This is a genomic window from Burkholderia sp. GW821-FHT14F03 (assembly GCF_058803765.1).
This window is the reverse complement of the sequence record NZ_JBXAPG010000001.1, coordinates 249,831-275,677: the sequence shown is the minus strand read 5'-3', so window position 1 is coordinate 275,677 and position 25,847 is coordinate 249,831. Positions and strand designations below refer to the sequence as shown.

The 25,847-nt window shown below is 69.7% G+C and carries 23 protein-coding genes; 8 read left to right on the top strand and 15 right to left on the bottom strand.

Going from position 1 to position 25,847, the window contains the following annotated elements; genetic code table 11:
* On the top strand, positions 1 to 759 hold the full coding sequence (locus AC1RQF_RS01355; protein ID WP_273995941.1) for an SDR family oxidoreductase: 759 nt from the start codon (positions 1 to 3) through the stop codon (positions 757 to 759).
* A 243-nt stretch (positions 760 to 1,002) separates the two neighbouring features.
* Positions 1,003 to 1,911 carry an NAD-dependent epimerase/dehydratase family protein gene (locus tag AC1RQF_RS01350; protein ID WP_492871115.1) on the top strand — a complete coding sequence of 303 codons (909 nt, stop codon included), beginning with the start codon at positions 1,003 to 1,005 and terminating at the stop codon, positions 1,909 to 1,911.
* Positions 1,912 to 2,147: 236 nt separating this feature from the next.
* On the opposite strand, the gene AC1RQF_RS01345 is transcribed toward AC1RQF_RS01350, so the two are convergent.
* The 4 genes from AC1RQF_RS01345 to AC1RQF_RS01330 all read right to left on the bottom strand — a co-directional run bounded on the left by AC1RQF_RS01345 (position 2,148) and on the right by AC1RQF_RS01330 (position 5,876).
* Positions 2,148 to 2,927: an SDR family NAD(P)-dependent oxidoreductase gene (locus tag AC1RQF_RS01345; RefSeq protein ID WP_273995939.1), complete on the bottom strand. Its 780-nt coding sequence runs from the start codon at positions 2,925 to 2,927 to the stop codon at positions 2,148 to 2,150.
* 343 nt (positions 2,928 to 3,270) lie between these two features.
* Entirely contained in the window at positions 3,271 to 4,137 is an 867-nt protein-coding gene (locus tag AC1RQF_RS01340; protein ID WP_492871114.1) for an SDR family NAD(P)-dependent oxidoreductase, read from the bottom strand.
* Positions 4,138 to 4,190: 53 nt separating this feature from the next.
* Positions 4,191 to 4,979 (bottom strand): SDR family NAD(P)-dependent oxidoreductase, encoded by a 789-nt coding sequence (locus tag AC1RQF_RS01335; RefSeq protein ID WP_492871113.1) that lies wholly within the window; start codon positions 4,977 to 4,979, stop codon positions 4,191 to 4,193.
* A gap of 60 nt (positions 4,980 to 5,039) precedes the next feature.
* Positions 5,040 to 5,876 (bottom strand): alpha/beta fold hydrolase, encoded by an 837-nt coding sequence (locus AC1RQF_RS01330; RefSeq protein ID WP_273995933.1) that lies wholly within the window; start codon positions 5,874 to 5,876, stop codon positions 5,040 to 5,042.
* Between the two features lie 139 nt (positions 5,877 to 6,015).
* Between AC1RQF_RS01330 and AC1RQF_RS01325 the strand changes: the two genes are divergently transcribed.
* The 6 genes from AC1RQF_RS01325 (at position 6,016) to dmpG (ending at position 12,742) form a co-directional block, all read left to right on the top strand.
* Positions 6,016 to 6,837: an SDR family oxidoreductase gene (locus tag AC1RQF_RS01325; RefSeq protein WP_273995932.1), complete on the top strand. Its 822-nt coding sequence runs from the start codon at positions 6,016 to 6,018 to the stop codon at positions 6,835 to 6,837.
* 108 nt (positions 6,838 to 6,945) lie between these two features.
* On the top strand, positions 6,946 to 8,508 hold the full coding sequence (locus AC1RQF_RS01320) for a DUF1302 domain-containing protein (RefSeq protein WP_273995930.1): 1,563 nt from the start codon (positions 6,946 to 6,948) through the stop codon (positions 8,506 to 8,508).
* A 40-nt stretch (positions 8,509 to 8,548) separates the two neighbouring features.
* A complete protein-coding gene (locus tag AC1RQF_RS01315; RefSeq protein WP_273995929.1) occupies positions 8,549 to 9,931 on the top strand; it encodes a DUF1329 domain-containing protein in 1,383 nt (460 codons plus the stop codon).
* An 81-nt stretch (positions 9,932 to 10,012) separates the two neighbouring features.
* Entirely contained in the window at positions 10,013 to 10,795 is a 783-nt protein-coding gene (gene dmpE, locus AC1RQF_RS01310) for a 2-oxopent-4-enoate hydratase (protein ID WP_273995927.1), read from the top strand.
* A gap of 11 nt (positions 10,796 to 10,806) precedes the next feature.
* Complete coding sequence (locus tag AC1RQF_RS01305; protein ID WP_273995926.1) at positions 10,807 to 11,706, top strand: acetaldehyde dehydrogenase (acetylating); 900 nt, start codon at positions 10,807 to 10,809, stop codon at positions 11,704 to 11,706.
* Between the two features lie 10 nt (positions 11,707 to 11,716).
* Positions 11,717 to 12,742 carry a 4-hydroxy-2-oxovalerate aldolase gene (gene dmpG, locus AC1RQF_RS01300; protein WP_492871112.1) on the top strand — a complete coding sequence of 342 codons (1,026 nt, stop codon included), beginning with the start codon at positions 11,717 to 11,719 and terminating at the stop codon, positions 12,740 to 12,742.
* A 227-nt stretch (positions 12,743 to 12,969) separates the two neighbouring features.
* On the opposite strand, the gene AC1RQF_RS01295 is transcribed toward dmpG, so the two are convergent.
* From AC1RQF_RS01295 to AC1RQF_RS01245, 11 genes are all read right to left on the bottom strand, one after another.
* On the bottom strand, positions 12,970 to 14,046 hold the full coding sequence (locus tag AC1RQF_RS01295) for a 3-ketosteroid-9-alpha-monooxygenase, oxygenase component (protein WP_492871111.1): 1,077 nt from the start codon (positions 14,044 to 14,046) through the stop codon (positions 12,970 to 12,972).
* Between the two features lie 66 nt (positions 14,047 to 14,112).
* Positions 14,113 to 16,560 (bottom strand): efflux RND transporter permease subunit, encoded by a 2,448-nt coding sequence (locus AC1RQF_RS01290; protein ID WP_273995922.1) that lies wholly within the window; start codon positions 16,558 to 16,560, stop codon positions 14,113 to 14,115.
* Positions 16,561 to 16,646: 86 nt separating this feature from the next.
* Positions 16,647 to 17,606 (bottom strand): WD40/YVTN/BNR-like repeat-containing protein, encoded by a 960-nt coding sequence (locus AC1RQF_RS01285; RefSeq protein WP_492871110.1) that lies wholly within the window; start codon positions 17,604 to 17,606, stop codon positions 16,647 to 16,649.
* Between the two features lie 151 nt (positions 17,607 to 17,757).
* Positions 17,758 to 18,978, bottom strand: a complete 1,221-nt coding sequence (locus AC1RQF_RS01280; protein WP_492871109.1) for an acetyl-CoA C-acyltransferase — start codon at positions 18,976 to 18,978, stop codon at positions 17,758 to 17,760.
* On the bottom strand, positions 18,975 to 19,478 hold the full coding sequence (locus AC1RQF_RS01275) for a MaoC family dehydratase (protein WP_492871108.1): 504 nt from the start codon (positions 19,476 to 19,478) through the stop codon (positions 18,975 to 18,977). Before AC1RQF_RS01275 ends, AC1RQF_RS01280 begins: the two co-directional genes overlap by 4 nt.
* The gene (locus AC1RQF_RS01270) at positions 19,475 to 20,278 is read right to left on the bottom strand and encodes an SDR family oxidoreductase (protein WP_273995916.1); all 804 of its coding nucleotides are present in this window, start codon (positions 20,276 to 20,278) and stop codon (positions 19,475 to 19,477) included. The genes AC1RQF_RS01275 and AC1RQF_RS01270 overlap by 4 nt, the downstream gene beginning before the upstream one ends.
* Positions 20,275 to 21,468 (bottom strand): acyl-CoA dehydrogenase family protein, encoded by a 1,194-nt coding sequence (locus tag AC1RQF_RS01265; protein WP_492871107.1) that lies wholly within the window; start codon positions 21,466 to 21,468, stop codon positions 20,275 to 20,277. The genes AC1RQF_RS01270 and AC1RQF_RS01265 overlap by 4 nt, the downstream gene beginning before the upstream one ends.
* A complete protein-coding gene (locus AC1RQF_RS01260) occupies positions 21,465 to 22,709 on the bottom strand; it encodes an acyl-CoA dehydrogenase family protein (protein WP_492871106.1) in 1,245 nt (414 codons plus the stop codon). The genes AC1RQF_RS01265 and AC1RQF_RS01260 overlap by 4 nt, the downstream gene beginning before the upstream one ends.
* 3 nt (positions 22,710 to 22,712) lie before the next feature.
* On the bottom strand, positions 22,713 to 23,591 hold the full coding sequence (locus AC1RQF_RS01255) for an SDR family oxidoreductase (protein ID WP_492871105.1): 879 nt from the start codon (positions 23,589 to 23,591) through the stop codon (positions 22,713 to 22,715).
* Positions 23,592 to 23,617: 26 nt separating this feature from the next.
* The gene (locus AC1RQF_RS01250; protein ID WP_492871104.1) at positions 23,618 to 24,769 is read right to left on the bottom strand and encodes an acetyl-CoA C-acetyltransferase; all 1,152 of its coding nucleotides are present in this window, start codon (positions 24,767 to 24,769) and stop codon (positions 23,618 to 23,620) included.
* On the bottom strand, positions 24,766 to 25,833 hold the full coding sequence (locus AC1RQF_RS01245; protein ID WP_492871103.1) for an acyl-CoA dehydrogenase family protein: 1,068 nt from the start codon (positions 25,831 to 25,833) through the stop codon (positions 24,766 to 24,768). Before AC1RQF_RS01245 ends, AC1RQF_RS01250 begins: the two co-directional genes overlap by 4 nt.
* Between the last annotated feature and the right edge of the window lie 14 nt (positions 25,834 to 25,847).

The following is a 25,847-nucleotide window of genomic DNA, read 5'->3' as shown; positions in this document are numbered from 1 at the left end:
ATGAACCGAGTCGCCAACAAAGTTGCGCTGATCACGGGCGCCGCGAACGGCGTCGGCCGCGCGGACGCGCTGCTGTTCGCCGCCGAAGGCGCGCGCGTCGTGCTGACCGACATCAACGAAGACACGGGCCGCGCGCTCGCTGACGAGATCGGCGAGGCCGCGTTGTTCGTGCATCACGACATCGCCGACGAGCACGGCTGGCAGCGCGCGATCGCCGCCACGCTCGACCGCTTCGGCCGGCTCGACGTGCTCGTCAACAACGCCGCCGTCGGCCCGGCCGGCACGATCGAGGAAACCAGCCTCGATGGCTGGCGTAGCGTGATGCGCACCAACGCCGATGGCTATTTCCTGGGCTGCAAGCATGCGATCGGCGCGATGAAAGGCAACGGTGCGCCGTCGTCGATCGTGATGATGTCGTCGGTCGCCGCGCTCGCCGGGCTGCCGATGATGTGCGCGTACACGGCCTCGAAAGGCGCGGTGACGGCGCTCACGCGCAGCGTCGCCGTGCATTGCAAGCGCAACGGCTATCCGATCCGCTGCAACTCGGTTCATCCGGACGGAATCTGGACGCCCATGACGCAGGCCTTGATGCCCGATATCGATCCGGCCACGCCCGGCGTCGGCCACGACCTGATGGCGCGCATCTGCGACCCGCGGGACGTCGCGAATCTCGTGCTGTTCCTCGCCTCGGACGAGTCGCGCTTCGTGAATGGCGCCGAACTTCGGATCGACAACGCGCAACTCGTCTCGTCGTTGTGAGGCGTCGCCCGGTTCCGTCGTCCGCATGAGTCCCGCAAAGCGCGTCGTCCCCGAGGCACCCATGCCGAGCGCCGGCGCCGGCCAGCCGCGCGCGCGGCGCGGCGTACGGCTCGATCCGGACCGGCTCCGCCCCCATCCACCCGCCGACGCCAGCTGCGGGCTTCCCTTCCCGAACCGAGGCGCCCGAGCGCGCCTCGTGAACGTTCATTCATGCAGCGCGCAAGCGCCGCCAGAGGACCCATCATGAACATCCTGATCATCGGCGGCACGGGCCTGATCGGCGGTCACGCGGCGCTGCACCTGAAAGCGCAGGGCAACGACGTCACGCTCGCCGCGCGCAAGCCGCCGGCAACCGCCTGCGCACTCGCGAAATTCGACCTGCTGCGCGGCGATTATGTCGCCGACGACTTCGCGCGCGACGATCTGGCGCGCTTCGATGCGCTCGTGTTCGCGGCCGGCAACGACATTCGTCACCTCCCGCCCGGCGTGGACGAAGCCGCGCACTGGCAACGCGCGAACATCGACGCGGTGCCGCGCTTCTTCTCGCTGGCGCGCGACGCGGGCGTGAAACGCGCCGTGCTGGTCGGCAGCTTCTATCCGCGGGTCGCGCCCGCGCTCGTCGAAACGGTCCCGTACGTGCGCTCGCGCCATCTCGCCGATGAACGCGTGCGGGCACTCGCGACGACTTCGTTCGAGGTATGCAGCGTCAACGCGCCGTTTGTCGTCGGTTCCGTGCCAGGGCTGCGCAGCGACATGTTCGCCGCGTACACGCGCTATGCCCAGGGCAGGCTCATTGGCCTGCCCGTATTCGGGCCGGTCGGCGGCAGCAATTTCATGTCGACGCAATCACTGTCGGAAGCGATCTGGGGTGCGCTGCGACGCGGCGAAGCCGGCCGGGCCTATCTCGTCGGCGACGAAAACCTCAGCTTCGCCGACTATTTCGCCGCCTTCTTCCGCGCGGCCGGCAATCCGCAACCGGTGCCGTCGCTCGACCAGGCCCATCCGCTGTTGCCGGATATCGCGATCTACACGGGACGCGGCAACATCATTGCCTACGAGCCGGACTCGGCCGACCTCGCGCGACTGCGCTACCGGCGCGGCGACGTGCAGCGCGCGATCGACGAGGTCGTCGATGCGCATTCCCGCGCGTAAGCACATCGGGTCTCGCCCCGCCGCACGTCATGCGCAGGCGGGACAACAGCGGCGCGCGTTTACCTCGCAGAAATAGGATCTCGGCCGACGACCATCCGGAGCAGCCGGAGCAGCCGGGCCTCCGCGCGCCACCTCCGGCGGGCGGCAAGATCGGTGTGCCGACCTTGTCGCCCGCGCGGGAAACGACTTCGCGAGCCAGGCCCCCCTTGAGCACACGGAGGGCGGGGCCGGCCCGCTCAGCGCGGCGCGCCCGGCAACCCCGGGTAATACGCGCCCGCGACCATCCCGCCGTCGACGGCCAGTTCCGCGCCGTTGCAATACGACGCCTCGTCGCTCGCGAGAAAGAGCGTCGCGCGCGCAATCTCGTCGGGCAAGCCCACGCGCTGCAGCGGCACGTTCGCATAATGCGGGTTGATCGCTTCCAGCGGCGCGCCGGTCGGATTCGACATCACCGTGTCCACGCCGCCCGGGTGGATCGAGTTGACGCGCACGCCGTGATGGCCGAATTCGAGCGCGGCGACTTTCGTGAGACCGCGCACGCCCCATTTGCTCGATGCGTAGGCCGCCAGCGCATTGACGCCGCGCAGGCCGTCGACCGACGAGATGTTGACGATCGAGCCGCGCTTCCGCGCGATCATGTACGGCGCCACGGTGCGGAGGCCGACGAACGTACCCACGAGATTGACCGACAATTCGCGCTCGAAATCGCGTGTCGACAGTTCGGTGATGCCGCAGAACGTGAGCACGGCCGCGTTGTTGACGAGCACGTCGATACCGCCGAACCGGCTGGCCGCCGCATCGGCGACGCGGCTCCAGTTCGCTTCGTCGGCGACGTCGAGCCGCATGAAGCAGGCCGCATCGCCCAGCTCGCGCGCGAGCGCGCCGCCCTCACCATCGAGTACGTCCGCGATCACGACGGCGCGCGCCCCCGCCTCGACGAACCGCCGGCACGTCGCCGCGCCTATCCCGCGAGCGCCGCCCGTGATGATCGCCACCTTCCCTTCCAGTCGATTCATGATGTGCTCCTTTCAATGTCGATTCAGGCATGCCGCGCGGCTCGCGCCGTCGGCCGCCCTCCCTGCTCCTGCCCACGAATCGCAACGTCCCCGTCGCCGGATACGCGACGCGTGCGGCTGGGCGGTATCGGCCATGGGGCCATGGGGCCATGGGGCCACGCGGCGCACCACGGATTCACGTCGATTCCACGGCGCGCATGCGCGCGGATGCCGCCTGGACGTCGCTCGCGCGCGGCCGGTCGCCCGCCTTGACGCCGACACCACCGACTTGAACGCACCGCGCGGACGGCCGCCTGTAGCGGACGAGTGCGTTTCCCCGCGGCACGACGCCCACCCGCGCCCCTCAGGCAACGATTGCCGGATGAGCCGGCACGGGCCCGCCGAGCAATTCGCGATACGACGGCGGCTGTTTGCCGTCGAGATCGACGATGCCGTAGTCGAGCGCGATCTCCGCGCCGATCAGCACCTGCCCGGACAGCGTCATGCGCCTCGGGTCGTCGTGGATCGCGCGAATCACGCGGCCCGTGAACTCCGGGCTTTCCGCGGCGAGCGAGAATTCCTTGTGGAGATCGGGGTGCGCGTCCCACACGCGCGTCGTGCGCTCCGTGCGCAACACCCCCATCCAGATCGACACCGCCGCGACGTCGAACGGCTTGAGATCGACGGCCATATCCTTCGCGAACTTGTCGATACCGGCCTTCTGCGCGCCATAGGCGGCCCCGTGCATGTAGCAACCCGCGCCGAACGAGGACGTGAACGCGATCAAGCCGGTCCGGCGCTTCGTCATCAACCGCGCCGCATGCCAACTGGCCACATAGGCCGAGCGCAGCCCGACGTCGAGGATGTTCACGAGATCGAGCGACTTCTCCCAGAACGGGCCCGGCAGGATCAACTGATCGTGCAGGCTGGTCGCGTTGTTGACGAGGAGGTCGAGGCGCCCACTGTCGCGTTCGACGCGCTCGAACAGCGCCTTCACCTGTGCGTCGTCCGCGTGGTCGCACGGCACGGCGAACCCGCGCCCGCCGAGCGCATCGATCTCGCGTGCGCTGGCGTGGATCGTGCCGGGCAGCGGGCCGTCGTCTTCGTTCAGCGAGCGGCCCGTCACATAGACGATCATGCCGGCCGCGCCGAGCGCGCGCGCGATGCCCTTGCCCGCGCCGCGCGACGCGCCGGTCACGACGGCAACCGGCGTGTCGTGGTTTCGTGTCATGCTCGTCGTCTCCTGTCCATGCCGTGCGTCGGGCAAGCGGCGGCGCTGGTTTCTCAGCGCGCCGTGTACCCGCCATCGATCACGAGTTCCGCGCCCGTCATGTAGCGGCCGGCCGGCGACACGAGATACAGGATGCCGGCCGCGATATCGCGCGGGCTGCCGAGCCGGCCGAGCGGCACGTTGGCCTGCAGGTATTCGAACGCGCGGTCCGGATCCTGCCCTGCCTGCCGAAACGCTTCCTCCAGCATCGGCGTGCGGATATAGCCGGGATGCACCGAATTGGCGCGAATGTTCTTCGCCGCGTACAACATGGCGTCGACCTTCGCCATCATCCGCACCGCGGCCTTCGACGCGTGATACGCGGGCACGTCGGGCCCACCGACGATCCCGTACATCGACGACAGGTTCACGACCGAGCCGCCGCCCGCCGCCTCGATATGCGGAATCGCCGCGCGCGTGCACAGGAACACGCCGTCGACGTTCACGTCCTGCACGCGCCGCCATTGCGCGAGCGTGAGTTCGTGTGTCGGCGCGTTGTGTCCTTCGATGCCGGCGTTGTTGACGAGCACATCGAGCCGGCCGAAGCGCGCGACGATCTCCCCGAACACGCGCGAGACGTCGGCCTCGCTCGTCACGTCGAGCCGCCAGTACGCGGCCTGGCCGCCCTGTGCGCGAATCTCCTCGACGAGCGCCTCGCCCGGCTGCGACAGCACGTCGAGGATCGCGACGGTCGCGCCAGCCGCGGCCAGCGTGCGAGCCGTCTCCGCGCCGATGCCGCGCGCCGAGCCGGTGATCGCGGCGACCTTGCCGCGCAGGTCGAACAGATCGTTGAGATATTTCATGCTGTCTCCCTATCCATCAGGTTGAGGGCGCCCGGAACTCGCCCGGACGACCGCCTCGCGTTATCGCGTCTGCAGCGTCGCGAGAAATTCAAGGCATTCCCGATTGAAGTAATCGGCGTGTTCCACCATCACCCAATGACCGCACCGGTTCATCAGAACGAAGCGCGCATTGCGGCAATGTTCCAGGAAGGTCATCGCGCCGCCGACCGGATTGAACCGGTCGTTCGTCCCCCAGAAGCCCAGCACCGGACAGCGCACGTCGCCGAGCGCGCCGGTCAGGTTCGGCACGCGCATCGTCGACAGCACCTCGACCGGCTGCTCGACGCATACCGCCATCCGCTCGTCGATGAGCGCATCGGTGACGAACCCGGGATCGTGCACGAGCAGCGTCAGCAGCTCGCGCATCGTGTCCCGATTCATCAGGCGATCTGTGAATAGCTGCACCATCCGCCGAATCCCTTCCATCCGGAAATAAGTCTCGCGCTCCTCGACGCCTCCCGGCGCCATCATGATCAGCGCGTCGACGTCGTCGGGATGATCGAGCGCATATTTCAGCGCGATCGCGCCGCCGAGCGAGTTGCCGAGCAGCACGGCCGGCCCGACGCCGAGCGCATCGAGCTGCGCGTGCAGCGCACCGACGAAGAAGTCAAGCGCATACGTGATATCGGACGGCTTCGACGACTGCCCGTAGCCGGGCAGATCGACGACGATCGCGCGGTGGCCCGCGGCCGCGAACGCCGGATAGTTATGCTTGAAGTTGCTGAAGCCGCTCGCGCCGGGCCCGCTGCCGTGGATGAACACCACGGGCCGGCCCTCGCCCGCCTCGAAATGATGGAGGCGCAAACCGCCCGGCGTGGTGGTGAAGAGGCCGTCCGGCGGCGTCGTGGGAGTCGTCATCTCGGTTCGTATCCTTCGTCGCTCGATGGGTGCGTCGCCCGATGATTGCGCGCCCCGCGCGGCCACGCATCGTCCTTTCGGACTACGAATACCCGCTCGGATCTTCCTATCATCGGCTCCAACCCGGGAGGAAGCACACATGACGACATTCGATTACAGCGGCAGGACCGTGCTCGTGACGGGAGGCACCCGGGGCATCGGGCGGCGCATCGCCGAGCGGTTCCTGGCGGCGGGCGCGCGCGTGTTCGTCTGCGCGCGCCGCGCCCCCGATACGCCGCCCACGGGCGGCGGCCGCACGGCGCGCTTCGTCGCCGCCGATCTGCGCGACATCGAGCAGGTCGACATGCTGCTCGGCGCGATCCGCGACGCGACGGGCAGCCTCGACGTGCTCGTCAACAACGCGGGCGGCTCGCCGTTCGCGCTCGCGGCCGACGCGTCGCCGCGCTTCACCGAATCGATCGTGCGCCTGAACCTGATCGCGCCGCTGCAACTCGCACAACGCGTCAACGCGCTCATGCAGCCGCAGCCCGACGGCGGCGTCATGCTGTTCGTCGCGAGCGTCAGCGCGTCGCGGCCCTCGCCGGGCACGGCCGCCTATGGCGCGGCGAAAGCGGGCCTCGTCAGCGCGGTGACCTCGCTCGCGGTCGAATGGGCGCCGCGCGTGCGCGTGTGCGCTGTCAGCCCGGGCCTTGTGCAAACCGAGGCGGGCGCCGACGGCCATTACGGCGACAGCGACGCGCTCGCGGCAATCCGCGCGACGATTCCCGCCGGGCGCCTCGCGACGCCCGACGATATCGCGTCCGCCTGCCTGTTCCTCGCCTCGCCCGAGGCGGCCTACGCGTCGGGCGCGAACCTGCGGCTGGACGGCGGCGGAGAACGACCCGCGTTCCTCGCCGCCGTCCCGCCGCCGCGCGTTGACGCCGGGCCCGCGGCGATGCGGAGCGGCGAGCGCTTGTCCTAGGGAAGGCATCTAGTTCATTTCGACGATCCCTTGCCACCGCGATCTCCCTACTCTGCCTCTCACGCACCCCACCGCGTCGACGATCGTCGACACCCCCGAGGAGACGACATGCATCAACGGGACTCGCTCCGTGCCGGTCGACGGGCCGCCACCACCCTGCCGACCCTGACCGCCGCGCTGTTGTCGTGCGCGCCCGCCGCCCAGGCGGGCAGCACGATCGACCTGGGCCCCGACACGACGCTGGACTACACGTTCACGCTCCGTTACGGGATCGGCATGCGCACGCGCGCGCCGAGCGGCAGTCTGCTCACACCCGCGAACATCAACGGTGACGACGGCGACCGGAACTTCGCGAAGAACAAGCTGATCCAGAACCAGGTCAGCCTGCTCGGCGAAGTGAACCTGAAGCACGACGACTGGGGGGTGTTCGTCCGCGCGGACGCCTTCTACGATCAGGTCTACCACCACTCGAACTACAACGATGCGCCCGGCACGGTGAACCACGCCGGCGCGTACAACGGCTTCACGGGCGGCGCGCGCTACTGGTCGGGCGGACACGCGACGCTGCTCGCCGCCTATGCATACCATACGTTCAAGATCGGCGAGACGAGCCTGAACGTGAAGGTCGGCGACCAGGTCGTCGCGTGGGGCGAAAGCCTGTTCTTCGCCAACATCGCGGGCGCGCAAGGCCCGTCGGATGCGACCAAGTCATATGTCGCGGGCGCCGAGGTGAAGGACATCCTGCTGCCCGTGCCGCAGATCTCGACGCAGTGGCAGATCACGCCGCGCCTGAGCCTGATGGGCTACTACCAGTTCTCGTTCCAGGAGAACCGCCTGACCGCGCCGGGCTCCTACTGGAGCTATTCGGACGTGACGGGGCCGGGTGCGCAGTACCTCATCGGCCCGGGCGGGATGCAGATTCCGCGTGGCCCGGACGACAAGCCCAGCGCGCGCTACCAGTGGGGAGTCGGCGCGCGGCTGCGCGTGTTGGGCGACACCGAACTCGGCTTCTACTATCTCCACTACAACGACATGAGCCCGAGCGTCGTCACGTCGTACTACCCGACGCCGCAGTACCAGCAGACGTATTTCAGCAATATCAAGCTCACCGGCGCGAGCTTCTCGACCCGGATCGGCCCCGTGAACGTCGCGGGCGAAGCGTCGTACCGGCAAGGCGCGGCCGTGCTCGTCAGTACGCCGGCGGGGCCGCAGGCGACGCGCGCGAACGTCGTGCAGACCAACCTGTCCGGCATCTACCCGATCGGGCCGAGCGCGCTCGCCGCGTCGCAACAGCTGGTCGGTGAAATCACCTACGTCCACGCGAGCGGCCTCTCGGCCGTCGACGGATCGACGACGCTCGTGAACTCGCGCAATGCGCTCGCGCTGGAGCTGGCGTGGACGCTCAGCTACAAGAACGTGTTCAACGGCTGGGACCTGAACGTTCCGCTGACCTACATGCTCGACCTGGTGGGCACCTCGCCCCGGGCCGGCGCGCTCGGCGCGTTGACCGGCCAGGGGGACAACCGGGTGACGGCCGGGGTGACCTTCACGCGGCTCAGCAACCTGTCGTTGTCGCTCGTCTACGCGAAGTTCCTCGGTTCGCCGAATCCCGCCACGCGGCCGCTCGCCGATCGCGACTACGTGCTGGCCTCGGCGACCTACCACTTCTGAGCGGCCCGACCGCTCGCCACTCCGCCTGAAGAGGATGCCTATGAAGCGAATTCGCCTCCCCCTTCCGCACGCGTCGGTGCTGATCGTGTGCGCGCTCGCCGCGACCGCGTCGTTCCCGAAAGTCACGCCGGAAGACCTGAAGGCGCTCGACGGCCCGCTGACGCCGATGGGCGCCGTGCGCGCCGCCAGCCAGGACGGCGGCGTGCCCGAATGGACCGGCAAGTGGCTCGGCGCGCCGCCGGACCTGCCGTACAAGCGCGGCGACCGCTACCCGGATCCGTACGCGAGCGAGAAGCCGATCGCCACGATCACCGCGGAGAACATGGCGCAGTACGCCGAACATCTGACCGACGGCCAGAAAGCCCTGTTCAAGCGCTATCCCGCCACCTTCAAGATGCTCGTCTATCCAAGCCATCGCGATTTCCGTTTCGCCGATGCGGTGTACAAGGACATCCGCACCTATGCGCCCGACTCGACGATGACATCCGACACGAACGGCCTCACGAACGGGCCGCCGCAAGTGCCCTATCCGATTCCGAAGAGCGCCGCCGAACTGCTGTGGAACCAGCGCTTCTCGTCGGGCGTCGGTTCCGAACAGGCCACCTACGACCAGGCGGTCGTCTACTCGGACGGCAACATCGCGTGGGGCAAGGTCCGCTACGACATCTACTCGCCGCGCCACCTCGGCAAGTACGACGTGACGAACGACCTGAACAACCGGACGTACTACCGCAACGCGATCGAGCTGCCGCTGTCGGACCGCGGCTCGTTGATCGTCGGCTTCACGAACTGGGACAAGGTCGGCGCGACCAACGCGTCGCGCACCTGGACCTACAACCCCGGCACACGGCGCGTACGCCAGTCGCCGGAATTCGGCTACGACCAGCCGCAGGGCCCGGGCGGATTCCGCACGGTGGACGACGACCGTCTCTACAACGGCCCCGGCGACCGCTACGACTGGAAGATGCTCGGCAAGCGCGAGATCTACCTTCCCTACAACAACTACAAGGTGATGGACAGATCGATCAAGTACGGCGACCTGCTGGCCAAGGGCCATGAGAATCCCGCGTATATCCGCTACGAGCTGCATCGCGTGTGGGTGATGCAGGCCACGCTGAAGAACGGCTATCGCCACCAGTACGCGAAGCGCGTGCTGTACCTCGACGAGGATACGTGGACGACGCCGCTCGCCGACAACTACGATGCGCGCGGTCAGCTCTGGCGCACCAATGTCGCGACGTCGCTCTATGCGTTCGACGCGAAGCTGTTCTACGTGAGCGCCGTGTTCTTCCATGACCTGATTTCCGGCGCGTACATGGCCGACCGCCTGTCGAACGAAGGGCCGATGCCCAAGCTCAACAACAGCCCGCAGTTCAACGAGGCCTATTTCTCGCCGGACGCGATCCGCAGCTCAGGCAACTGACGTCGAACGAACCCGTCACTCATGCGCCGGCGCGCGACGCCGCCCGTGACGGCGACCTTTTCCACTGCGAGGGCTCCTTCCATGTGTTCCTGCCTGCATACGGCGCTCGGCGACGAACTCTACACCGCCTGGCGCGCCCGCGCGCCGGTTACCCCGCTCTCGGGCCGCCCTCGGCGGCTGTCGCCGGACGACGCCTACCGGATCCAGCAGCGTTTCGTCGAGCGGCGCGTCGCGCAGGGCGAGACAGTCGTCGGCAAGAAGATCGGGGCCACGAGCCGGGCCGTGCAGGACCTGCTCGACGTGCGCCAGCCCGATTTCGGCGTGCTGCTGTCGGGCATGCATCACGCAGCGGGCGCGGCGATTCCGCGCGACTCGCTGATCGCGCCGCGCGCCGAGGGCGAAATCGCGTTTCTCCTCGCGCGGGATCTGCGCGGGCCCGGGATCGATCGCCATGCCGTGATCGCCGCGACGGCCGCGGTCGCACCGTGCTTCGAGATCGTCGATTCGCGGATCCGCGACTGGGCGATCCGGATCGAGGACACCATCGCGGACAACGCCTCGTGCGGCGTCTACGTCCTTGGCGAAGCGCGCGCCGATCCGCGCGCGCTCGATCTGGCCGCGTGCGAGATGACGATCGAGAAAAACGGCGGGCCCGTCGCGCACGGGCGCGGCGACGCGGCGCTCGGCCACCCGGCCGACGCGGTCGCGTGGCTCGCGAACGCGCTCGCCGACTACGACGTGCCGCTGCTGGCGGGCGAGATCGTGCTGTCCGGCTCGCTCGCCGCGCTGATTCCGGTCGCGGCCGGCGACTGGTTATCGATGCGGATCGCCGGCATCGGCGGCTGCGATGTCCGTTTCATCTAAAGGAGCGTCCCATGAAGAAAATCCGATGCGCGCTGATCGGTCCGGGCAACATCGGCACCGATCTGTTGTACAAGCTGCGCCGCTCGCCCGTGCTCGAACCGGTGTGGATGGTCGGCGTCGACCCGGCCTCCGACGGCCTCGCGCGCGCGCGCGAATTCGGCCTGAAGACGACCGACCAGGGCGTCGACGGGTTGCTGCCGCACGTCGAACGCGACGCTGTCCGCATCGCATTCGATGCAACCTCCGCCGCCGCGCACCGCGCGCATTCCGACGCGCTCACCGCGCTCGGCGTGCGCATGATCGACCTGACGCCCGCCGCGATCGGGCCGTACTGCGTGCCGCCCGTCAACCTCGACGCGCTTCTGGACAGCGCGCAGATGAACGTCAACCTGGTGACCTGCGGCGGACAGGCGACGATCCCGATGGTCCACGCGGTATCGCGCGTGCAGCCGGTCGTCTACGGCGAGATCGTCGCGACCGTGTCGTCGCGCTCGGTCGGCCCCGGCACGCGCCGCAACATCGACGAATTCACGCGCACCACCGCCGGCGCGATCGAGCGGATCGGCGGCGCGCGCACGGGCAAGGCGATCATCGTGATCAACCCGGCCGAACCGCCGCTCATCATGCGCGACACGATCCACTGCCTGACCGATGGGCCGCCCGACGTCGCCGCGATCACGGCGTCCGTGCGCGCGATGCTCGATGCCGTGCAACGCTACGTGCCCGGCTATACGCTGAAGAACGGCCCGGTGTTCGACGGCAATCGCGTGTCGATGTTCATGGAGGTCGAGGGGCTCGGCGACTACCTGCCGAAATACGCGGGCAACCTCGACATCATGACCGCCGCCGCGACCGCCACGGCCGAGCGCTTCGCCGAACAGATGCTGGCCGCGACGGCCGCCACCGCCTGAGGAGCACGCCATGACACTTGCAGGCAGGAAGATCACCGTCCACGACATGTCGCTGCGCGACGGCATGCACCCGAAGCGCCACCAGATCACGCTCGACCAGATGCGCGGCATCGCCCGCGGGCTCGACGCGGCCGGGGTGCCGCTGATCGAGGTCACGCACGGCGACGGGCTCGGTGGCGCCTCCGTCAACTACGGCTTTCCCGCGCATACCGACGAAGCGTACCTGGGCGCCGTGATGCCGGAACTGAAGCGGGCGAAGGTGTCGGCGCTGCTGCTGCCCGGCATCGGCACCGTCGAGCATCTGCGGATGGCGCATGCGCTCGGCGTCGCCACGATCCGCGTCGCGACGCACTGTACCGAGGCCGACGTGTCCGAACAGCACATCGACCTCGCGCGCACGCTGGGGCTCGATACGGTCGGCTTCCTGATGATGGCGCACATGGCGTCGCCCGGGCAGCTCGTCGCGCAGGCCGGGCTGATGGAAGCGTACGGCGCGAACTGCATCTACATCACCGATTCGGCCGGCCACATGCTGCCCGACGACGTGACCGCGCGAATCGCCCAGGTCCGCGACGCGCTGAAGCCGGAGACCGAGCTGGGCTTTCACGGGCATCACAACCTCGCGATGGGCGTCGCCAATTCGGTCGCGGCGGTCGCCGCGGGCGCGAACCGGATCGATGCGGCCGCGGCCGGACTCGGCGCGGGCGCGGGCAACACGCCGATGGAGGTGTTCGTCGCCGTATGCGACCGGATGGGCATCGAGACCGGCGTCGACGTATTCGCAATCTCGGACGTCGCCGAGGATCTCGTCGTGCCGATCATGGACGCGCCGATCCGGATCGACCGCGATGCGCTGACGCTGGGCTATGCCGGCGTCTATTCGTCGTTCCTGCTGTTCGCGAAGCGCGCGGAAGCAAAATACAAGGTGCCGGCGCGCGACATCCTCGTCGAACTGGGCCGGCAGCGGCTGGTCGGCGGCCAGGAGGACATGATCGAGGACGCCGCGCTGACGATGGCGCGCGAAAGGATGGCGTAAGCGGGTTCGGGCAGCGTCCGGCGGTGCGCTATGGAACGGGGCGCGAGCCCCGTCGCTGCCGGCGGACGTCGACGCGCGCCGTCACTCGGCCGATGGCCGGCGCCGCGTCGCATGCGTTGGGATATCTTCGGTGCCGATCTCGTGCTCGCGGGACATCGCCCGCCTGCGGTCGCCGTGGCGCGCATCGTGCCTGAAGACGCCCGGTGGCGCTCACCGGGCGTCGCCCCTCACTGCTCGAACACGTGATGCAGCGCCGGCGTCTCGCCTTCTCCGCGAATGCGCATTTCGAATGCCTTGCGCGCGACGCTGGACGGGCGCACGTCGGCGACGTCGCGATAAAACTGCGAATACCAATCGCGCATCTGGTACAGCGGCCCGTCGCCCTCGCACAGCAGCGGGTTGTCGATCCGCGTCTTGCTGTGCCAGATGTCGACATCCTCGTAGAACGCGCGTTGCGCCTCCTTCACATACGCGGCCGCGATCTCCATGTTCCGCGCGTCGCTCAAGCCCGGCACCTTCTTCACGATCACGCCGTAACGCAGCTCGAAGCTGTTCATGTCGATCGGCACGTGACAGTTCAGCAGCACCGAATGGATCGGCTGACCGCCGCTTTCGCCCGTCATCCGCGTGATATGCACGGCCGGCCCGAAATACGTCGACAGCGCGGTCAGGCTGTCGCCGCCAAGCCGATCGCTGCGGCCGACCAGCAGCTGGGTCGCCTTGTGCCCCTCGAACAGGTTCGCGAAATAATCGACCGGCGCGTGGTGGACGGTCGCGAAGTGCGCGACATCCGAGATGTTGTCGACGAGTTCGCGGCAGTTCGCCTGGATCAGCATCGTATCGACGATCCAGTCCGACCATGCGTCGGAGAAGCAGGCATCGAGGCGTGGAATCGCAACCTCGGGCGGCGGCGGGCTGCCTTCGGGATCGTTCCACACGAACAGCAGCCGATTCTCCTCGCAGGTCGGCCATGCGCCGATCCGCGCCTTCGGCGGAACGCGCTTGCAGTAGGGAATCGACGCGCACCGCCCCTCGCCGTTCCAGGCCCAGCCGTGGAACGGACAGACGAGGTTGTCGCCCTGGACCGTGCCGAGACTCAGGTCCGCGCCCATGTGCGGGCAGTACGCGTCGACCACGTTCGCCTTGCCCGTCGAATCGACGAACACGGCGAGCTTGCGGCCGAACGCGTGCAATGTGTGCGGCTTGCCGTCCTTGTAGTCGCGGACGGGCCCGAGGCAATGCCAGCCGCGCGCATAGCGCGGAACGAGCGGCTGGGCTTCGATCTGATAGGGGCGTGCGGACATGGGAGCGTCTCCTTTTAGGGGCGCGCGGCAGCCTGCCGCGCGTCTGGGGGAATCGGAAGCGTGGGTTCAGCGCAGCGGCTGGCCGGATTCGACCGCGCGCGCCGGGCTCGACGTCGCGTCCGGCGCGGCGCGCGGTGCGCGGCGTTCGGCGCGCTCGACGCCGAGCCACACCGCCAGCGCGGGCAACAGGAAGACCGCGCCGAACAGATTCACGAGGAACATGAACGCGAGCAGCACGCCCATGTCGACCTGGAATTTCAGCGCGGAGAAGGCCCAGGTGCCCACGCCGATGAACATCGTGACGGCGGTGAACAACGCGGCGGTGCCGCGTTGGCGCATCGCGACGGCGAATGCGTCCGGCAGCGTTGCGCCATGCCGAAGCGCGTGCTGCAGCCGTTCGTACAGGTAGATGCCGTAGTCGACGCCGACCCCGACGCCGAGCGTGATCACGGGCAGCGTCGCGACTTTCAGCCCGATTCCGAGCTGCGCCATCAGCGCGTTGCACAGGATCGACACGAGCGTGAGCGGCACGACGATGCACAGCACCGCGCGCCACGATCGGAACGTCACCGCGCACAGCAGCGCGATCGCGCCGAAGATCGACATCAGCATGGCCACCTCCGCTTCGCCGACCGCTTCGTTGGTCGCGGCCATCACGCCGACGTTGCCGCCCGCGAGCCGGAACGCGACGTTCGGCGTCGGATTCTCGGCGGCGAAACGCTTGATTTCGTCGACGATGTGCGCGAGCGTCGCGCCTTCGTGGTTCCGCGTGTAGATCAGCACCTGGATCGCCTTGCAGTTCGCGGTGTTCATGCCGTTGTCGGGATCGAACGCCTTCGACCCCTGCGTCAGGCCGTCGCTCGAACGAGGCAGCGCCGCCCAGCGCGGATTGCCCTCGTTGAACGCGGCGATGAGCACCTTGCCCTGCGATGCCACGCTCGTCACCGACTGCACGCCCGCGACGCCGCGCATGCGCATCTCGAACGTCTCTATCGCGCTCATCACGGGGTAATGCAGGCAGGCGTCGTCGAAACCGGTCGTCTCGACGATCACCGACAACACGTCGACGCCGATGTCGTACTGGTGCGTGATCGCCGCGTTGTCGAGGTTGTAGCGCGAGTTCGCGCGCAGCTCGGGCGCGCCCGTGCCGACGTCGCCGATCTCGAGCCGGCGCGATTCGAGCGTGCCGTAGGCGAGCAGCGCGAGCGCGACCGCAAATACGCCGAGCGCGGGCAGCGGCCGCGCGAATACCGCGAAGGCCGCCCACGTCCGGCCGCCGCCCGCGCTCGCCGAACGCCGCGCGCGGGCCAGCGCGCCGCGTTCGAGGCGCGTATACGACAGCAGGATCGGCAGGAACACCTTGTTCGTGACGATCATCAGCAGCACGCCGAGGCAGGCGGTGATGCCAAGCTCGCGCACGATGTCGATCTCGATCCGCATGATCACCATGAAGCCGAGCGCGTTGGTCAGCAGCGCGACGGTGCCCGGCACGAACAGCTTGCGGAACGCATCGCGCGCGGCATCGATCGACGACTCGCCGCGCACGAGCGCCTGTTTCCACGCATTCGTCATCTGCACCGCATGCGACACGCCGATCGAGAAGATCAGGAACGGCACGAGAATCGACATCGGGTCGATCCCGAGTCCGAGCAGCGGCAGCGCGCCGAGCAGCCATACGACCGGCAGCAGCGCCACCAGCAGCGCGAGTGCGCTGGTCCTCGGCGAACGCGTATAGGCCAGCAGCAGCGCGGCCGTGATCAGGAACGCGAGCGCGAAGAACGCCATCACGCCCGCGATGCCTGCCTCGACATCGCCGACGAGCTTCGCGAAGCCGATGATGTTCACCTCGACGCCCTGCCCCGCGTAGCGGGCGCGAATCTCCTCCAGTTGGCGCGCGACCGCGCCGTAGTCGAGCCGCTTGCCGGTTATCGGGTCGGTCTCGCGCAGCTCGGCGCGGATCAGCGCCGACTTCAGATCGTTGCCGACGAGCCGGCCGATCTGCCCCGAACGCGCGACATTGCGGCGCACCTTGGCGAGATCGTCGGGATCCGCGCTCGAGAACCGGCCCGGCACGACCACGTCGCCGCGAAAGCCCGCCTCGGTCACCTCGGTGTAATGGACGTTCGGCGTGAACAGCGAGAACACGCGCGAGCGGTTCACGCCGGGGATGAAGAATACGTCGTCGGTCGCATGGCGCAGCGCGTCCATGAAGAGCGGGTTGTAGATGTCGCCCGGGCCCTTCCAGCGCAGGCTCACGAGGATCGTGTTCGCGCCCGGGAACGCGCCCGCATAGCGTTCGAACATCTGCATGTACGGGTGCTGCATCGGGATCATCTTGTTGAAACCCGGATCGAGCCTGAGCCGCGTCGCCGACCAGCCGAGCGCAAGCGTGAGCGCGACGCCAAGCAGCATCAGCGCACGGCGCCGGAACATGATCGCCGCGGCGCACCGCTCGACGAACGCGGCGAGGCGGGATGCGGGAACGGAGCCGGTGGGGGGTGACGCGTCGTACATGGCATTCTCGTGTCGAAACGGGCGGGCGGAGCGGGAGCAGGCGGCGAATCGGGTTGCCGAGCGGCGAGCCGGCGGGCGCGCCCCGGTCAGGACGGCGAGGCGGCAAGCCGCGTGATGCCGGCCTCGCCGCCGAGCAACAGCGCGCCATGCCCCATGTCGAGCACGGCCGCGAGACTCTGCACGCCGCCCTGCTTGCGCACGTCGAAGCTCAACCCGTTGTCGCGCGATGCGACGATCGCGCCGCCCTGGCCGACCAGCACCAGTTCTCCGCTCGCCCGTTGCGCCGCGCCGAAATACGACGCGGGCACGCGGCTGTCCACGTGCGCCCAGGTTTCCCCGCGATCGGTGCTGCGCAGCACGTTGCCGCGCATTCCGTAGGCGATCCAGTCGCCGTTCGCGAGCATCAGCGCGCCGAACAGCGAACCGGCATACGGCGAAGGCCGCGTGTCCCAGGTTGCGCCGTCGTCGGTCGAGCGCAGCAGCAAGCCGCTCTCGCCCACGATCAGCACATTGCCGCGCCCGTCGCCGACGACCGCGTTCAGATGACGATCCCCGGCAGGTATCGTCACGGTCCGCCAGGTCGCGCCGGCATCGCCCGAGTGCAGCAGCACGCCGAAGCTGCCGGCCGCGAACAGCGAGCCGCGCGCGCTGCCCCAGACGGACAGCAGCGGATCGGAATGCACGTGATCGACGCGCACCTCGCGCCAGTGCGCGCCCGCGTCCTCGCTGCGGAGAATCCGGCCGTCGTGGCCGACCGCGATGCCGAGCGTCGGCGAGATGAAATCCACCTGCGTCAGCGTCGCCGGACGGTCGGGCGTGATGGCCGGCTGCCGCCAGTTCCAGCCGCCGTCGTCGCTCAGCAGGATCACGCCGCGCTCGCCGACCGCGACGAGGCGCGCGCCGGCCCTTGCCAGACCGTTGATTTGCAGGCGATCCGCCTGGATCGAGGTCGCGGGAAACGCCGGCAGCGGGCGCGGCGTAAACGCGAACAGCGCGGCACCGAGGACGAGCGCCGACATCGCCAGTCCGGGCAAGGTTCGTTTCATTGCTTGTCTCCTGTCCAGCGCCTCAGCGCTCATGTCGTCCGGCGTGGGCGCTCAGGCGCGCTGCGGCACCGCGCTCCGCCGTGGATACCGTGCGCCGGTCCGGGCCGACGGTCGACGTCAGGGTTCCGGATGGCCCGGGATCGCCACCGTGTCATCCCGGCCGCGGCGATGCGCCCACCTCGAACAGCGCGGCGGCGCCCATTCCACCACCGACGCACATCGTGACGACCACGTATCGCACGCCGCGCCGCGCGCCTTCGAGCAGCGCATGCATCGTCATCCGCGCGCCGGACATCCCGAACGGGTGGCCGAGCGCGATCGCGCCGCCGTCGACGTTCAGCCGTTCGTCGGGAATGCCGAGCCGGTCGCGGCAATACAGCACCTGGCACGCGAATGCCTCGTTCAGTTCCCACAGCCCGACGTCGCGCACGGCGAGCCCGAAGCGCCCGAGCAGCGCCGGGATCGCGAACACCGGGCCGATCCCCATTTCGTCCGGTTCGCAGCCGACGACCACGATCCCGCGAAACGCGCCGAGCGGCGCGAGGCCGCGGCGCGTCGCCTCGGCGCGCGACATCACGACCACGGCGGCCGCCCCGTCCGACAGCTGGGACGCATTGCCGGCCGTGACGAACGCGCCCTGCGCGACCGTATCGCCGCCGCGCCACGACGGGCTCAGCGCCGCGAGCCGCTCGGCCGTCGTGTCCGCGCGCACGCCTTCGTCGCGCGCCGCCCGCACGTCTTCGTGCCCGGCCGGATTGCCGTCCTTGTCGAACAGCGCGCGCCGCACGTCGAGCCCCGCGATCTCCGCCTCGAAGCGTCCCGCCGCCTGCGCCTCGGCGGTGCGCCGATGGCTGCGCAGCGCGAATTCGTCCTGGGCGGCGCGCGAGATGCCGTAGCGGCGCGACACGATCTCGGCTGTCTCCATCATCGCGATGTAGGCGGACGGCTGATGCGCGAGCACGGCCTGCGAACGGGCGCGATAGGCGTTCTTGTGCCGGTTCTGCGTGAGCGAGATCGACTCGACGCCGCCCGCGACGACGATCCGCGCATCGCCCGCGGCGACGCTGCGCGCGGCGACCGCGATCGACACCAGTCCCGACGAGCACATCCGGTCGATCGCCATGCCGGGCACCGAGGCGGGCAGGCCCGCCGCGGCAGCCGACAGCCGGCCGATGTTGTAGCCTTGCGTCCCCTGCTGGGCGGCGCACCCCATCAGCACGTCGTCGGCCTCGTGCGGCGCGACGCCGGCGCGCGCCAGCGCGGCGCGCACCACGTGACCGCCGAGCGCGGGCGCCTCGGTGTCGTTGAAGATCCCGCGAAACGCCCTGCCGATCGGCGTGCGCGCGACGGAAATAATCACGGCGTCAGTCATCTGTCCGGTGCTCCAAGGTAGTAGCGGCTGATCGTGTCGGCAACGCAGCCGGGCTTGTCGCCATCTTCGATCTCGACCGTCACGCGGATCCATGCCTGCACGCCGTCGTCGAACGGCTCGACGCGCAGCAGCTCGCCGATGCCGCGCACGCGCGCGCCGACCTTCACGGCCGCCGGAAAGCGGATCCGGTCGCAGCCGTAGTTGACGCCGAAGCGCGCGCCGTCGATGCGTACGATCTGCGGCAGGAAGGCGTTGACGAGCGCGAGCGTCAGGTAGCCGTGCGCGATGCAGGCGCCGAACGGGCCGGCTTTCGCGCGCGCGGGATCGACATGCACCCACTGGTGGTCGCCCGTCACCTCGGCGAAGCCGTCGATGCGGATTTGGTCGATCGCGAGCCATGCGCTCGCGCCGAGCGTTTCGCCCACGGCCGCCGCCAGCTCGCCGGGATGCGCGAACACGCGAGGCCGCGCGCGCGCGAAGTGGGAAATGGCGCCCGTCATGCGCGCTGGCTGCTGACCGACAGCACTTCGCCCGTCAGATACGAGGCGTAGTCACTTGCAAGAAACACCATCACGTTGGCGACCTCCCAGACTTCGGCGGCGCGCCCGAACGCCTCGCGCGCCGCCAGTTGATTCAGCAAGTCGGCCGGCGCCGACTTCTTCAGAAATTCGTGCATCGCGAGGCTCGGCGCGACCGCGTTGATGCGCACGCCATACGGCGCGGCTTCGAGCGCCGCGCAGCGCGTGAGCGCCATCACGCCGGCCTTCGCCGCCGCGTAGTGCGCCTGCTCCGCCTGCGCGCGCCAGCCGAGCACCGAGGCGTTGTTGACGATCACGCCGCGGCCGCGGGCCTGCATGTGCGGCAGCATCGCGCGCATCATCCGGAACGTTCCGGTCAGGCTAATGTCGATCACGCGCGACCATTCGGCATCGTCCATTTCGACGATCCGCCGGGTTCCCCCCAGCCCCGCGTTGTTGATCAGGACGTCGACGCCGTCGAGCTGCGCCTCGGCGGCCGCGACGAGCGCCCGCACGTCGTCCTCCACCGCGACGTTGCCGAGCCGCCCGTGGATGCGCCGCAGCCCCGTTTCGGCGCGCAGCGTGTCGACGGCCTGTTCGAGGCGCTTCTCGTGGAGGTCGGAGATGAACAGCGCGCGACAGCCCTCCTCCGCGCAGCGGCGTGCGGCGGCGTAGCCGATGCCGGCGCCCGCGGCGGCGGTGACGAGCACCGCCTTCCCGGCGAGCAGCCGGTGGCCGGGCACGTAGGGGGGCGCTTCGTTGATGCGGTCGGGTTCAGTCATGCTTGGCCTCGCGGTTCCCTCGGCATGCCGAGCCCGCGCTCGGCCATGATGTTGAGCTGGATCTCATTGGTGCCGGCGTAGATCGTGTCCGCGCGGGAGAACAGGAACAGGCGCTGCAGGCGGGTAAGCAGCTCGTCGGACGGATCGATCACGTTCGCGCGCGCGCCGAGCGCGTCCATCGCGAGCTGACCCAGGTCGCGGTGCCAGTTCGACCACTGGTACTTGTAGATCAGCGCCTCGCGGCGCAGCGGCGCGCCCGCTGCGCCGTCCGCGCCCGACAGCATGCGCAGCGCGTTGTAGCGCATCACGCGCAGCCCGGCCCAGGCGCGGCCGATCCGCTGGCGCAGCACGGGCTCGCGGTCCGCGCCCGACGCGCGCGCGGCATCGATCACCCATTCAAGCTCGCGCACGAACTGCATCTGCTGGCCGAGCGTCGACACGCCGCGCTCGAAGCCGAGCAGCGTCATCGCGATCCGCCAGCCCTCGCCCGGCGCGCCGACGAGATCGCACGCCCCGGCGCGCGCGCCGTCGAAGAACACCTCGTTGAATTCGGCGCCGCCGTTGAGCTGCCGGATCGGCCGGATCTCGATGCCGGGCTGGTCGAGCGGCATCAGCAGAAACGACAGTCCCTGGCTGCCGCGCGATCCGGCGTCGCTGCGCGCGAGCACGAAGATCCAGTCGGCGTCGCGCGCGAGCGACGTCCAGGCTTTCTGGCCGCTCACCCGCCACGAGCCGTCCGCCTCCTGCGCGGCGCGCGTGCGCAGGTTCGCGAGATCGGAACCCGCGCCCGGTTCCGAATAGCCCTGGCACCAGAACTGCGTGCCGGCCAGGATGGCGGGCAGGAAGCGCGCACGCTGGTCGTCGGTGCCGCACGCCACGAGCGTGGGCCCGAGCAGCCCTTCGCCGATATGCCCCATGCGTCCCGGCCCACCCGCGCGCGCATAGGCTTCGTGGAAGATCACCTGCTCGGCCACCGTGAAGCCGCGCCCGCCCGCCTCGGCCGGCCAGCCGAGGCCGGTCCAGCCGCCGCGCGCCAGCTCCCGCTCCCAGGCCTTGCGCAGTTCGGGCCACGCCTCCTCGTCGCCCGGGCCGCCGCGGTGCCTCAGGCAGGCGAACTCGCCCGTGAGGTGCGACGCCACCCAGTCGGCGACTTCATGACTCAATTGCCGTTCCCGCGATGCGCCGTTCATGGGCGCGCTCCTGCTCGGTGCGCGGACGGGCGCGCGCGTGTCGCGACGGATGCGGCGGTCGCGCCCTCTCGCGCCGGCGCGCCGCCGTCGATCGCATGGCGCGCGATCCATTCGAGCAGTTGCGGCGTGGCGCCGAACTGCGCGCCCGAAGCCTGTGCGCGCTTGAAAAAGAGATGCGGGTCGTATTCCCACGTGAAGCCGGCGCCGCCGTGAAGCTGGATCGCTTCCTGCGAGCCGAATGCGCAAGCCTCGTTCGCGGCGACCTTCGCGGCCGCGATGTCCGCGCACAGCGCGGCGCCCGGCGTCGCGCCCGCCGCCGCATCCCACGCGCGCGCGGCGCCGAACACGGCCGAGCGCGCCGACTCGATCAGCACCATCATCTGCGCGCAGCGATGCTTGACGGCCTGGAACGACGCAATCGCACGGCCGAACTGCACGCGCTGGCTCGTGTAGGCCAGCGTCAGGTCGAGGCACTGCTGCGCGCCGCCGACCTGCTCGGCCGCCAGCGCGAGCGCGGCGAACCACGCGCCGCGTTCGAGCACGCGCGCGGCATCGCGGCCGGCGGCAAGCCGCGCGTCGCGACGCACCCGGCATGCGTCGAGCGCGATGCGGGCCATGGGCCGGGTCGCGTCGAGCGTGTCGAGCGGCGCGGCGGCCAGGCCCGATGCCGCAGCGGCGTCGACGGCGAACAGCGAGATCGACTGCCCTTCGCTCCCGATCCGCGCCGGCACGAGCAGCAGATCGGCGCGCGCGCCGTCGATGACGTACGGAATCGTGCCGGACAACGCATAGCCGCCGCCCACGGCCGTGGCGGAGACGGGCAGCGGCCATGCGCCCACCGCGCGACCGAACGGGGGTTCGAGCGGCAACGCGAGCGTCGCGCTGCACACGCCTTCGGCAAGCTTCGAAAGCCATGCGTTCGCCACGGGCGTGGCGCACTGCGCGAGCGCGGTCGCCGCCAGGCACGTCGTCGGAAAATACGGCACGCAAGCGAGGCGCGCGCCGAGCTGCTCCATGAGCAGCATCTGCTCGACCGCGCCGAGCCCCGTCCCGCCCACCGCCTCCGGCAGCGCGAGCGCATTCCAGCCGAGTTCGCCCGCGAGCGTCGTCCACAGCGCATCGTCGCGGCCGGCGGAGCGTGCGAGCGCGCGGCGCACCTCGGCCGACGCGCTGCGTTCGGCCAGCACGTCGGCCGCCGCGGCGCGGATCATCGTCTGTTCGTCGGTGAGCGCGAGATCCATCGCTCAGCTCCCGTAGACAGGCTGCGCCGGCCGCGCATCGCCCAGCAGCCGCGCGACGGCCGAACCGACGTCGCGCGGCGCCCAACGCGCGCCGCGATCGACGCGCGGGCCCGTGCGCCAGCCTTCCGCCAGCGCGATCACGCCACCCTCGACCTCGAACACCTGCCCCGTCACGTCGGCCGACAGCGTGCTGCCGAGCCACACGACGAGCGGCGCGACGTTGGCGGGATCGAAGTAGTCGAAGCTGCCGTCGTCAGGCTTGCGCATCCGCTCCGCGAACGCGCCTTCGGTCATCGAGGTGCGCGCGGCCGGCGCGAGCGCATTCACGCACACGCCGTAGCGCCGCAGTTCGGCCGACTGCATCAGCGTCAGCGCCGCGATGCCGGCCTTCGCCGCGCCGTAGTTCGACTGGCCGATGGAGCCTTGCAGGCCGGCGCCTGAAGTCGTGTTGACGATCCGCGCGTCGACGCGATTGCCGGCTTTCGCCGCATCGCGCCACGCGCGCGCCAGCAGGCTCGACAGGCAGAAATGACCGCGCAGATGCACCCGCATCACCTCGTCCCAGTCCTGCTCGGTCAGGCTCGTGAACATCCTGTCGCGGCAGATGCCTGCGTTGTTGACGAGCACCTGCACCTCGCCGAATGCGTCGCGCGCGGCATCGAGGATCCGCTGCGCGGTGGCGACGTTCGTGATGTCGTCCGAGTTCGCGAGCGCGCGTCCGCCGCGCCGCGCGATCTCGTCGCACACGGCCTGCGCGGCGTCGCGCCGGAGGTCGTTGATGACGACCGATGCGCCTTCGGCGGCGAACGCGAGCGCGTATTCGCGCCCCAGGCCGCCGCCGGCACCCGTGATGACGACCGTGCGCCCGTTACAGATTCCCATGCGGTGCTCCGTTGAAGATGACGCGCTCACAGGCGCTCGATGAGCGTGACGTTCGCGAGGCCGCCGCCCTCGCACATCGCCTGCATGCCGTAGCGGCCGCCCGTGCGCTCCAGCTCGTGCAGCAGCGTCGTCATCAGCCGCGCGCCGGTCGCGCCGAGCGGATGGCCGAGCGCGATCCCGCCGCCGTTCGGATTGGTTTTCTCGTGCGGGAAGCGCGTCTCGGCCAGCCACGCCAACGCCACCGATGCGAACGCCTCGTTCATTTCGACGCTATCGATCCGCGACCACTCGAGGCCGCTCTTGCGGAGCGCCCGCTGCGTCGCCTCGATCGGGGCCGTGAGCATCCACAGCGGATCGTCGCCGTACACGCCCAGGTGATGAATGCGCGCGCGCGGCGTGAGGCCGTAGCGCTTCAGCGCCGCCTCGGACACAATCAGGAGCGCCGCGGCCGCGTCGCCGGTCTGGCTCGCGACGGCGGCCGTGAGCGAACCGCCCGGCGTCAGCGGTTCGAGCGCCGCCATCTTCGCGAGCGTCGTGTCGGGGCGTGGCGTCTCGTCGTGCGTCACGCCTTCGAGCGGCACGATCTCGCGCGCGAAATGGCCGGACTCGATCGCCGCCGTCGCGCGGCGGTGGCTTTCGAGCGCATAGCGCTCCATCGCGTCGCGCGACAGGTTCCAGCGATCGGCGATCCGCTGGGCGGCGACGAACTGCGACACAGGCGCATCGCCGAAACGCGCGCGCCAGCCCACGCTGCCGGAAAACGGGTCGACGAAGCCGAGCGGCGCCGCGCAGGTCATCGCCGACGAGATCGGAATCTGCGTCATCGTCTGGACGCCGCCCGCGACGACGACGTCCTGCACACCGCTCATCACCGCCTGCGCGGCAAAATGCACGGCCTGCTGGGACGAGCCGCATTGACGATCGACGGTCACGCCCGGCACCTGCAGCGGCAGACCGGCCGCGAGCCAGCAGGTGCGCGCGATGTTGCCCGCCAGCGGGCCGATCGTGTCGACGCAGCCGAAGATCACGTCGTCGTAGTCGTCGGCGGGAATCGCGTTGCGCTCGACGAGCGTCTTCAGCACGAAACCGCCGAGGTCGGCCGCATGCACGTGCGCGAGCCCGCCCCCGCGGCGGCCGGTGGGCGTGCGCAGCGCATCGACGATATAGGCTTGGGTCATGCTTGCTCCTCGAAGTCGAAGGTCTGCGCGGGGCCGATCGGCAGCGCGTCGCCGACGATCGCGTCGGCCACGCGGGCCTTGTGGAAGGCGCTGTCGCCCCAGCTGCCGGCGAACGCCCAGATGCGCTTCATGAAGATCTGCAGATCGAGCTCCCACGTGTAGCCGATCGCGCCGTGCACCTGCATCGCGTGGCGCGCGGCCAGCTGTGCCGCGGCCGTCGCGGCGAGCTTCGCATGCGACACCAGCATCGCGCGCTGCGGGTGGTCGGCGGCGATCGCCTGCGCGGCGCGCGCGACCACCGGTCGCGCGAACTCGTGGCGGATCGCGACGTCCGCAAGCAGATGCTTGACCGCCTGGTACGCGCCGATCGCCCTGTCGAACTGCTTGCGCTGCGCGCTGTAGTCGATCGCGACGTCGAGTACGCGCTGCGTGAGGCCGAGCAGCTGCGCGGCGGTCGCGAATGCGCCGTGATCGAGCGCCCGCGCCAGCAGCGGCGCGGCGGTGTCGGCGCGGGCGACGCGGGTGTCGGCCGACGGCGTCCAGTCGAGCGTGAACAGACGCCGCGACGGGTCGATGCTCTCGACCGCGCGCCATTCGCAGCGCGCCGGATCGATGCGATGCAACTCGCCGCGGTGCTCGCACAGCAGCGTATCCGCCACGTGCACGTCCTCCGCGTAGGGGTTCACGGGATGCACGAGCGCGACGCGCGCCCGCCCTGCCGCGAGCTTGCGCAGCAGCGCGTCCCGCCAGTCGCTCGCGGGCAGCCCGGCCAGCACGCCGGCCGCGACGAGCCCGGTTTCGAGCAGCGGCTCCGGGCCGGCGAAATAGCCGTAGGTCTGGGCGAACAGCGCCCATTCGACTTCGCCCAGGCCGAGCCCGCCGTATGCCTCGGGCACCGACACGGCCGTCAGCCCCTGCGACACGAGCAACGACCACAGGGCCTCGGAGCGTCCTGTCGGCGTCGTCCACAGTTCGCGGATCAGTTCGGGCGTCATCTCGATCATCAACAGGCGCTTCACGCTTTGCGCGAGCGCTTCCTGGTCGGCATCGAATACGAAGTCCATGCGCGTTCCGTTCT